Raw genomic sequence first — 10660 nt, forward strand, 5'->3', positions numbered from 1 at the left:
CCCCGTCGTCTGTGTTCGGGCTTCGCGGTGGTCAGGCTCCGGTGACGGGAGCCGCTCCGGCAGCGCCCGAACCGCCGCGACGACGACGGCGACGACGTGCAGGCGCCGGCTTGCCGTCGTGGTGCTCCTTGCCCGCACCGTCGTGCGTGCCGGCACCCTCGGCGCTGCGGTCCGTCGTCGGCGCTGAGGCCTCGGAGGTCGCGGCATCGGACGCGCCCTCGGCGAAGGTGGATCCGACCTGCGTCGAGCCGCCGCGACGGCGGCGTCGGCGACGAGTGCCGCTCTCGCCCGTCGCTTCGGCGGCGACGTCGGCGGCGCGCTCGGGTCGCGGTGCGCGGGCCGGCTTCTCGGCCTTCGGTGCGCTCACGAGGCGGCCCTTGGTGCCGGCCGGGATGTCCAGGTCCTCGAAGAGGTGCGGGCTCGACGAGTAGGTCTCGATGGGCTCAGGCTGACCGAACTCGAGCGCGCGGTTGATGAGCGCCCACTTGTGCAGGTCTTCCCAGTCGACGAAGGTCACGGCGATGCCGGTCTTGCCCGCGCGGCCGGTGCGGCCGACACGGTGCAGGTACGTCTTGTCCTCGTCGGGGATGGTGTGGTTGATGACGTGGGTGACGTCGTCGACGTCGATGCCTCGGGCGGCGACGTCGGTCGCGACGAGCACGTCCTTCTTGCCGGCCTTGAACGCGGCCATCGAGCGTTCGCGCTGATCCTGGCCCATGTCGCCGTGCACGCCGCCGACGTTGAACCCGCGGTCGCCGAGCTCGTCGACGAGACGCTGCGCCGCGCGCTTGGTGCGAGTGAAGATCACGGTCTTGCCGCGGCCCTCGGCCTGCAGGATACGAGCGATGATCTCGTCCTTGTCGAGCGAGTGGGCGCGGTAGACGAGGTGCTTGATGTTGGCCTGAGTCAGACCCTCATCGGGGTCGCTCGCGCGGATGTGGATCGGGTTCGACATGAACCGACGGGCCAGGGCGACGATCGGTCCGGGCATGGTCGCCGAGAACAGCTGGGTGTGGCGGACCGCGGGGACCTTCTGGAAGATCTTCTCGATGTCGGCGAGGAAGCCGAGATCGAGCATCTTGTCGGCCTCGTCGAGCACGACCTCGGTCGCGTTCGAGAGGTCGAGCAGACGCTGGCCCGCGAGGTCGATGAGGCGACCGGGGGTGCCGACGACGATCTGCGCGCCGGCCTTGAGCTGGTCGATCTGCCCCTCGTAGGCCTTTCCGCCGTAGATGGCGACGACGCTGGTCGGGCGGTTGCTCGTCAGCAGGTCGATGTCCTCGTAGACCTGCACCGCGAGCTCGCGGGTGGGGACCACGATGAGCGCCTTGACGCCGTGCTCGGGGTTCGGTCCCAGTCGCTGCACGACGGGGATGCCGAAGCCGAAGGTCTTTCCGGTTCCCGTCTTCGCCTGGCCGATGATGTCCTGCCCGGGGAGGCCGAGGGGGATGGTCTGCTCCTGAATGGGGAACGCGTCCACGATGCCCTTGGAGGCGAGGGCGTCGATGATGTCCTGATCGATTCCGAGATCAGCGAAGGTAGTCAATGTTCAGATGCCTGTCCGGCGACCTGCGAGGATCGCCCAGTTTCACGGATCCACGCCGTCTCATGTGCCACAGGCGCGGGCCCCGCTCCGACGGCGGGGACAGGGACAGCCTACCCGAGCGGGCCGCCGGCACCCGGAAAAGGTCTCGGTCCCGGGTATTGTGAACCCGTGGTCAACTGGTTCTGGAAGCGCAAGGCTCCGCGGCGCGCACTGACGTTGCGCAGTCGCGGGGAGCAGGGCACGGCCACGCGAGTCGACTTCGCGGAACTCGCGCCGGAGCTGAATCGCTTCCTCGGGCAGGCGGCGTACCTTCAGCTGGGCTATTTCGAGACGCTGACACGACTCATCCGGGCGACCCCCGAGCTGTCCGAGAAGGAGTCGTTGTCGCGTGCCGCGGGTGCGGCTCTCACCAAGCACCGTGCGATCGTCGACCTGATCGCGGAGCGCGGCGAGGACCCGACTCAGCTCATGCTGCCGTTTCGGGAGAATCTCGACGCGTTCCGCCGCAAGACGATCGGCGCGCGCCCGCGCGAGACGCTCCTCGCGGTGTACATCACGGCGGGGATGCTCGACGACTTCTACTTCGCTCTCGCGTCGAGCTACGGCGACACCGGCGAGAAGGTCGCGGCGATCCTCGGCGAGGACGATGCGCGCCATGAGATCGTCGCGATCATCCAGGAGACGATCGACGGCGACGGAGAGTGGCGATCGCTGCTCTCGATGTGGGCGCGGCGCCTCGTCGGCGACACGATTCTGGTCTGCCGGTCGGCGCTGCGGCAGCCCGAGCTCGCGGCCATGAGCGAAGACCGCGTCGAGCTGGTCTACACCGAGCTGATGGGTGCCCATGCACGTCGGATGGATGCCATGGGGTTGGCCTCCTAGACATCGACGCCCGCGGCGCTCAGATGCCGAGGGCCGCCCTGGCGGACGCATCCGCGCGCCGACGGAACCGCACCAGCGCGACGGTGGCCGCTGCGGCGACCACGACCGAGCCGAGCACGCTCGCGAGCCAGAGCCAGATGCTGTCCTCGCCCACGCCCGCCCACTGCAGGCCGGTGTAGACGACCGCCGCCAGGGCGGTCGCGACCGCGGGTGTCAGCACGACGCCCCGGAGTTCCCGGCCACCGATCAGGAAGTGGGCGGCGATGCCGAGTGCGCACGCCCCGATGAGTGCGAGAAGGATGTACATCGCGCCGTCAGGCGAAGAAGCCGACGCGACGGGACTCCTCGGTGCCGAGCTCGATGTAGGCGAGGTTCGCGGTCGGAACCAGGTAGGAGTTGCCCTTCACATCGGCGAAGCTCAGGTGCGAGGTGTTCTGATCGAGGGCCGAGGCGACCTGCGTGCGGACCTCGTCCGCGGTCGATGCGGTCTCGAAGCTGAGCTCGCGGCCGGTGTTGATGATGCCGATGCGGATTTCCACGCGTACTCCTGTTTTCCAGTCGACGATGCTGTGGTCGAGTCGGCCTCGGGGCCGACGACTGTGCCCAACTCTACCGGGGAGCCGGACCCCCGGATCCCTCGGAGGAGCCGGTTTCGCCGTGAGCGCACAGGCCCGCCACGGCCGGAGGGGATGCGATGTCCGTGTGCGGCAGTAGCGTGGATGACATGACCGAGGATGCCGCGCAGACCGCCGTGATCGGCGCCCGCGCATCGGCATCCGGGGTGATCGTCGGGGCGCCCGGCACGGGCAAGACCCGCACCCTCACGGAGCGCGTGGTGCATCTTCTCGACAGCGGGATGCGTCCGGAGCAGGTGATCGTCCTCACTCCGAGTCGGCAGGCCGCCACCGCCCTGCGCGACCGCATCGGGGTTCGGATCGGTCAGGCCACCCCCGGTCCGCTGGCCCGGTCGCTCGGATCTTTCGCCTTCCAGGTCGTGCGCGGCGCGATGGTGCGCGCCGGGGCAGAGCCTCCCGCGCTGCTCACCGGAGCCGATCAGGACCGGCTGATCGCGGAGCTCCTCGCGGGCGACGCGGAAGATGCGCACGTCCCGTGGCCCGAGACCCTGAGCCCGGCGGTCCGCGCATCGAAGGGGTTCCGCTCCGAGCTCCGCGCATTCATCGCTGAGTGCGTGGAGCTCGGCGCGGGGCCGGAGGAGCTTCGCATCGCGGGCGATGAGACCTGGTCATCCGTCGCCGATTTCCTCGTCGAGTACCGTGCCGTGCTCGATCACGCACGTGCGTCCCACCGCGACGCCGCCGACCTGCTCGCCGAAGCCTGCACGATCCTCCGCACGGCGGAGCCCGCTGCGCTGGGGCCGCTGTCCGATCTGCGCGTCGTGCTCATCGACGATGCGCAGGAGCTCACCCGGGGTGGCATCGCCGTGGTCGAGGCGCTCCGCGCTCGGGGAACAGCGGTGCTGGCCTTCGGCGATCCGGACATCTCCTCCGGAGCCTTCCGAGGCGCGAGTCCCGAGCTCTTCGCGCATCTCGCCGCATCGCTCGGCGAGGTGCACGTGCTCGACGTGCCGCACCGCCAGGCCTCGGCTCTCACATCGCTGTCGCGCACCGTCACGCAGGCGATCGGCGCATCGGGTCGCGTCGATCATCGTCGCGCGCCCCAGCCGATCGACGGCCACGACGGCGACGCTCGCACGGGCGTCAGCACCTTCGTCGCGCCGTCACCGCACGAGGAGCTGGATCGCATCGCGGGCGTCATACGCGAGTGGCATCTCACCGACGACGTCCCCTGGGACCACATCGCGGTGATCGCGCACGACACGCGTCAGGTGACGCAGCTCGAGACCGAGCTCGCCGCGCGCGAGATACCGACCAGGGCCGCGGGCGTGCAGCGTCCGCTCGGAACCGAGACCGTCGTGCGCGACATCGTGGGAATCGTGCGCCTGGCCCTCACTCCGCCCGCAGAACGGACACCGCAGGAGTGGGAGGAGGCTCTCCGCACGCCCTTCGGCGGGATGGACGCGATCGGTCTGCGGCGCCTTCGCGCTCGACTGCGTCATATCGAGCTCGACCTGGGAGGGTCCACACCCGCGCGGGAGCTGCTGCGGCAGGCGTTGACGTCGCCCGATCATCTGACCCTGATCGACGCGCACGAATCGCGCCTGGCGGCGCGATTCGCCACGACCGTCGCCGACGTCGCGGCCGCGGCAGCCGCCGGAGAGACGATCCACGACCTGCTCTGGAGGGTCTGGGATCGGTCGCGAGCCGTCGACGGTCGCGCGCTGCAGATCGCATGGCGGGAGATGTCGCTGCAGGCCGGCGGCGCCGAGACCGCGAGAGCGCTCGATGCTCTCGTCTCCTTGTTCGGCGCGGCCAAGAGGTTCGTCGAGCGCACGCCCAACGAGAAGCCGGAGGTCTTCGTGCGGGACATCCTCGACAGCGAGGTCCCCGAGGACTCCCTGTCGAGTCCCGATCGGCCGGGCCGGGTGACGCTGCTGACTCCCGCGACGGCCCTCGGCACCGAGTTCGACGCCGTCGTGGTGGCAGGGGTGCAGGACGACGTCTGGCCGAACGTGCGCCTGCGCGGCGGGATGCTGCACACGTGGCGGCTCGCCGATGCCCTGCGTGCGCTGCGCACCGGAGACGCGGCAGACCCGCTCGACACGCTCGACCGGCGTCGTGCCGCACTGCACGACGAACTGCGCCTCTTCGTGCGTGCGATCTCCCGTGCGCGGCGGATGCTCCTCATCACCGCGGTCGACGACGACGACACGACCCCCAGCCCGTTCTTCGGATTCCTCCCGCAGCCGGATCCGCCCGAGCTGCACGCCTCCGCCGAGCATCCGCTGACTCTGCGCGGGCTCGTCGCGCGCCACCGTCGGGTGCTGACGACATCGACCGACGCGGCCGCGCGGGACCATGCGTCGGGTCAACTGGCGGTGCTCGCGAAGGAGGGCGTGCCGGGCGCGGATCCCGTCGAGTGGTACGGCGTCGCACCGCCCACGACGGACGCGCCGCTGCATGACCTCGCCGTCGACGCCGCGAGGGTGTCGCCGTCGCGCATGGAGTCCTTCGAGGAGTGCGAGCTGAACTGGGCCGTGTCCGCCCTCGGGGGCGACACGGTGATGCCGCCGTCGGCAGGTATCGGGACCATCATCCACGAGGCCATGGAGCAGGTGCCCGACGGCGAACTCGATCGACTGCGCGACGTGCTCGCCGAGCACTGGCCCGAGCTCGACTTCGAGACCGCCTGGATCGGCAGGAAGGAGCGTCGGCGGGCCGATCTGTACATCGACCGCCTGCACAGCTACCTGTCGGACGTCGCGACGGAGGGCGGACGAGTGATCGCCGGCGAAGTCGAGTTCCGGTTCGCCGTCGAGGTGCCCGAGCGAGAGGACGGCGACCCGGTCGTGCATCCGGTGATCCCCGAGGCGGAGCCCCACCCTCATCATGCGATCGTGCACGGCTTCATCGACAGGGTCGAGGCGTACACGGCCGGTGGCGGCGAACACGCGAAAGCCCGCGGCCAGAGATGGACCCGCATGACCGATGGGCAGAGCGGCGAGCGTGTGGTGGTCGTGGACCTGAAGACGGGCAAGTACGAGCCGGAGAGCGAGCAGAAGGTGGCCGACCACGCGCAGCTGGCGGCATACCAGGTGGCCGTGCAGGAGGGGTTGATAGCGGGGGCCGACCCCGCGGCTCTCGCCGGAGCACGGCTGGTGCTGGTGGCCAAGACTCTCGCCGGCAGCGATTTCCGGGTCGCGCACCAGCACACGCTCGCGGGCGAGGCGCGGGTGCAGTTCCTCGGACGGATAGCCGACGCCGCGCGCGGCATGTCGGCCTCGAGCTTCACGGCCCACGTCGAATCCCACTGCGCGGACACGCAATGGCGCGTGCATCCGTGCCGCATCCACACCGTCGCCGCGGTGAGCGCATGAGTGCGTGGACAGGCGAGGGCCACGGCATCTCCGCTCTCGATGTCGCCGCAGCGCTCGGGCTCCCGGCGCCCACCGACGCACAGCGGCGAGTGATCGAGTCGCCACCTGCACCGGCGCTCGTGGTGGCGGGGGCCGGCAGCGGCAAGACCGAGACGATGGCCGGCCGCGTGGTCTGGCTGGTCGCGAACGGGCACGTGCGCCGAGACCAGATCCTCGGGCTGACGTTCACGCGCAAGGCGGCGGGTGAGCTCGCGGAGCGCATCGGCGCTCGACTCGCGCTGATCGACGAGTACGGACGACGCGGGCTGTTGCCGCACCTGCACGACATCGTCGCGAGCGGCGCGCTCGATCGCGTGTCGAAGGCGTCGCCCGGGCGTCAGCGCGAGGTCGTCCGCAGGCAGGTTCTCGACGAACTCGCCGTGCGAGTCGGGGAGGGTGCCGCTCCGGCACCGCTCTCGGCCGAAGACCTGCTGATCCGGCCCAAGGTCTCGACGTACAACGCGTTCGCCGACGGCATCGTGCGTGAGCACGCCGCCCGCATCGGCCGCGATTCCGACGTGGCCATGCTCAGCCAGGCCGCGTCCTGGATGCTGGTGCGCGATGTCGTGCTGCGCGCGGACCTTCCCGAGCTCGAGGAGATCGAGCGCTCGGTGGCCGGCGTGGTCGACGCGGTCCAGCGTCTCGCCGGCGACTCGCTCGATCACCGCGCCGATCTCGACCGTGCCGATCGGATCGCGCTGCGTCAGGCCGAGGCCTTCGCCCCGTACATCGGCAATGCGGAGATCGCGACGGCGACCGCGAATCTGCGCGCACTGCCCGCGTTGTCGGTGCTGGTGCGCGACTACATCGCCGAGAAGCAGCGTCGCGGCGTGCTGGACTTCGCCGACCAGGTCAGCGGCGCCTACGACATCGTCGAGACGTCGCCCGATGTGCGCGAGGACCTGCGTCAGCAGCACCGGGTCGTGCTGCTCGACGAGTACCAGGACACCTCGGTGATCCAGACGCAGTTCCTCGCGCGTCTCTTCCGCGACTCCGCGGTCATGGCGGTCGGGGATCCCCACCAGTCGATCTACGGGTGGCGGGGCGCCAGCGCAGACAACCTGCACGCTTTCGCGCGCACCTTCGCCGACAGTGAGGCCGTCGGCACCTACAGTCTGATGACGAGCTGGCGCAACGACCGGAACATCCTCGGCGTCGCGAACCGCATCCTCGGCCCCCTGCGCCGACCGGGTCTGGATGTGCCGCCGCTCGAGGCGCGTCCGGGGGCGGGTGCAGGGAAGGTCGAGGTGCGCTTTCCGCTGACGGTCGACGACGAGGCTCGCGAGGTCGCGGAGTGGTTCGCCGAGCGTCGTGCCGCCCATACCGACCTGGCGAAGCCGCACACCGGAGCGGTTCTGTTCCGATCCAAGCGGCACATGCAGACGTTCGCGGCAGCCTTGGCGGCCCGGGGGATCCCCCATCGGATCCTGGGGCTCGGCGGTCTCCTGGCGACGCCGGAGGTCGTCGATGTCGTCTCGACGCTGCGCGTGCTGCACGACCCGACCGCGGGGTCCGCCCTCATCAGACTCCTCGTCGGTCCCCGATTCGCGGTGGGCGTGGCCGACATGGCTGCGCTGCAGGCGCTCGCCGCCGAACTCTCTCGGAGAGACAGCGGGCTCCTGCCGCTCGACGAGGAGCTGCGAAAGCGCATCCGGGCGTCCCGCGGCGCTGATGAGGCGCTCTCGATCATCGACGCGGTCGACGTGCTCCGCGGCCTCAGCGACGACTACCGCCTTCTCGCGGGCATCAGCGCGGAAGGGCGTTCTCGCATCCGTGCTGCGGGCGAGATGCTCGAGCGTCTGCGTCGGGCGTCGTCACTGCCGCTTCCCGATCTCTTGAAACTCATCGAGCTCGAACTGCGGCTGGATATCGAACTCGCGGCGAATGAGACGCGGGGCCCCGCACGGATCGCCGCGACCCAGCTGCGGGCGTTCACCGACGAGGTCCGCAGCTTCCTCGCCGCCGACGAGCGAGGAACCATCTCGAGCCTGCTCGCCTGGCTCGACAAGGCCGAGAGCACCGACGAGCTGGTGCCCCGGCCGGAGCCGCCCGAGCCGGGAGTCGTCCAGCTTCTCACCATCCACGGTTCCAAGGGCCTGGAATGGGATGCCGTGGCCGTGGTCCGCATGGTCGAGGGCGAGCTGCCGTCACGGCCGACCGACACATCGGGGTGGTTCGGCTTCGGCGTGCTTCCGTTCGCGCTGCGCGGCGACAGTGCAGCGCTCCCGACGTTCAGCTGGATCCCGCCCTCCGAGGAGGAACCGGATCCCGCGAAGAGGGTGAAGGCGGGGATCGCCTCGCTCACCAGCAGGAGCAAGACGGCGCCGGGTTCACTCACCGTCTTCAAAGACGCGTATCGCGAGTATCAGCAGCAGGAGGAGAGGCGGCTCGCTTATGTCGCGGTCACGAGGGCGCGCAGCGATCTGCTCCTGACGGGCGCGCACTGGGCGGGCCAGAAGCAGCCGAAAGCCCCGAGCCCCTATCTGCTCGAGTCGATCGAGGCGATCGGCGCTCGTGCGATCGACGAGGTCGACCCCGAGATCAATCCCTATGACGGTCCGGGCGCGACACTCGCGTGGCCGATCGATCCGCTCGGCGCCCGCCGAGGCGTCGTCGAGGCGGCTGCCGCCTCGGTGCGCGCCGCCGCCGCGGGCGAACCGGTGGCGACTCCGGAGCTGACTCGCCTGCTCGCCGAACGGGCCGCACGCGCGCGGGGGACCGACGCCCCACCGCCGACACGCGTGCCCGCGTCCCGTTTCAAGGACTACGTCACCGACTTCCGAGGGACGTTGGCATCGATCGTGCGCCCCATGCCGGAGCGGCCGTATCGGCAGACGCGCCTGGGCACGCTCTTCCACGCGTGGGTGGAGCAGCGGAGCGAGATGGTGGGTGTGGGAGCGCGCGTCGATGAGGCGCTCTGGGAGGTCGACGACGACCCCGCCTTCGAGGCGACCATCGGGGGAGCGGAGGTCTCCGCAGCGGATGCCGCCGACCTCTCCACCCTGCAGTCCACCTTCGAAGCCAGTGAGTGGGGCCCGCTCAAACCGATCGCGGTCGAGATCGAGATCGACTTCGCGCTCGGCGGGGATTCGTCCGCCCATGACGGCGACGACGCCCGCATCGTGATCTGCAAGCTGGATGCCGTCTACCGGCGTGACGACCGCGGGGGACGTATCGAGATCGTCGACTGGAAGACCGGAAAAGCGCCGCGCACCGCCGCGGAGCGCGAAGAGCGGATGCTGCAGCTGGCGCTCTACCGACTCGCCTATCACCGGCGTTTCGGCGTCCCGCTCGAGGAGATCGACGTGGCGCTGTACTACGTGGCCGACGACCTGGTCATCCGAGGAGACAGGATCTACTCGGAGTCCGAGCTCTTCCAGCGCTGGAGCGCGGCCCGGGCTGCGCGCTGAGCCTCGTCCTCGGGTGAACCCGACTCCGAGCTGTCAGCGGCAGAGCGTGCGGGGTCACCCTGGTGGGGAGCCTCGTCGTGTCCGGATTCGGAGAACGAGTCGCGTACGCCTGACAGGTCCTCGGTCTCTAGTTCCCCGGCCTGAGCGCGACGGGCTGCCTCTGCCGCGGCCGTGTGGTCGTCGGTCAGATCGTCGTCGGACGCCGGCCAGAGCTGCTCCGGATTGTAGGCATCGGTCTGCATGGATGTGTCGACGGAGGCGGCAGCACTCGCCGGCACGCGGTCGAGAGCATCCATCGCGGATTCCACGCCGTCGCGACGCGAGGCGATGACGGAGAGGTCGTCCGAGTGCAGCCCCTCGGCGAGCGCCTCGAGCAGCGCGGCCGCATCGTCGACGATATCGGTGCGATGCAGGGAGTCGCCGTGCACGAGCCAGCGTGCGAACTCGAGCTCCGCGAGCAGACGGGCCCTGATCTCGAGAGCCGGGTCGGAGACGCGATCGATCGACCGCGCGTATGCGGCGTGCACGTCCCGTGCGGCGTCGGGAGCGGTGGACAGCCACGACAGGTCGATGGCGGGGTCGCCCACAGAGAGCGAGTGCCACCCCAGCACCCCTGTCACTTCCGGCCCGCGATCGGAATCGTCCGTGAAGACGAACGAGCCGGCCTGCGCTCCACCGAGGACGACGGTGGACTCGAACCGCCAGAGCTCCTCGTCATCCACGGCCTCTCGCCAGCGCACGGTCAGGCGGGCAGGGACGCGCCCGGTCGCTGCGGCGGTGTCGATCAGTCGGCTCAGCTCGTCGCGGCTCTCCTGCGCAGACCGGGTC

7 protein-coding genes are annotated in these 10660 nt (G+C 70.2%); 3 read left to right on the top strand and 4 right to left on the bottom strand.

From position 1 onward, the window contains the following. Positions 1-31 precede the first annotated feature (31 nt). Entirely contained in the window at positions 32-1546 is a 1515-nt protein-coding gene (locus tag RWO82_RS13505) for a DEAD/DEAH box helicase (protein WP_314427954.1), read from the bottom strand. Positions 1547-1714: 168 nt separating this feature from the next. Between RWO82_RS13505 and RWO82_RS13510 the strand changes: the two genes are divergently transcribed. Continuing rightward, a complete protein-coding gene (locus tag RWO82_RS13510) occupies positions 1715-2428 on the top strand; it encodes a ferritin-like fold-containing protein (RefSeq protein ID WP_314427956.1) in 714 nt (237 codons plus the stop codon). Between the two features lie 19 nt (positions 2429-2447). Here the strand turns inward: RWO82_RS13510 and RWO82_RS13515 are convergent, their stop codons facing one another. Both RWO82_RS13515 and RWO82_RS13520 read right to left on the bottom strand, forming a co-directional pair. Further along, positions 2448-2735: a hypothetical protein gene (locus tag RWO82_RS13515; protein WP_314427958.1), complete on the bottom strand. Its 288-nt coding sequence runs from the start codon at positions 2733-2735 to the stop codon at positions 2448-2450. A gap of 7 nt (positions 2736-2742) precedes the next feature. Then, entirely contained in the window at positions 2743-2967 is a 225-nt protein-coding gene (locus RWO82_RS13520; RefSeq protein ID WP_314427960.1) for a DUF3107 domain-containing protein, read from the bottom strand. A gap of 185 nt (positions 2968-3152) precedes the next feature. Between RWO82_RS13520 and RWO82_RS13525 the strand changes: the two genes are divergently transcribed. Beyond that, positions 3153-6383, top strand: a complete 3231-nt coding sequence (locus RWO82_RS13525; protein ID WP_314427962.1) for an ATP-dependent DNA helicase — start codon at positions 3153-3155, stop codon at positions 6381-6383. Beyond that, positions 6380-9832 (top strand): ATP-dependent DNA helicase, encoded by a 3453-nt coding sequence (locus tag RWO82_RS13530; protein WP_314427963.1) that lies wholly within the window; start codon positions 6380-6382, stop codon positions 9830-9832. The genes RWO82_RS13525 and RWO82_RS13530 overlap by 4 nt, the downstream gene beginning before the upstream one ends. Here the strand turns inward: RWO82_RS13530 and RWO82_RS13535 are convergent. Further along, positions 9778-10660 (bottom strand): hypothetical protein (locus tag RWO82_RS13535; RefSeq protein ID WP_314427965.1); only part of this gene is annotated, 883 nt, incomplete at its 5' end. The genes RWO82_RS13530 and RWO82_RS13535 overlap by 55 nt on opposite strands.

The sequence above is a fragment of the uncultured Microbacterium sp. genome, assembly GCF_963521645.1.
Taxonomy (GTDB): domain Bacteria; phylum Actinomycetota; class Actinomycetes; order Actinomycetales; family Microbacteriaceae; genus Microbacterium.

Bases quoted from the DNA above. Each gene is read 5' to 3' on its own strand.
- RWO82_RS13525 (WP_314427962.1), top strand. From the start codon at position 3,153: ATGACCGAGGATGCCGCGCAGACCGCCGTGATCGGCGCCCGCGCATCG.
- RWO82_RS13515 (WP_314427958.1), bottom strand. From the start codon at position 2,735: ATGTACATCCTTCTCGCACTCATCGGGGCGTGCGCACTCGGCATCGCC.
- RWO82_RS13530 (WP_314427963.1), top strand. From the start codon at position 6,380: ATGAGTGCGTGGACAGGCGAGGGCCACGGCATCTCCGCTCTCGATGTC.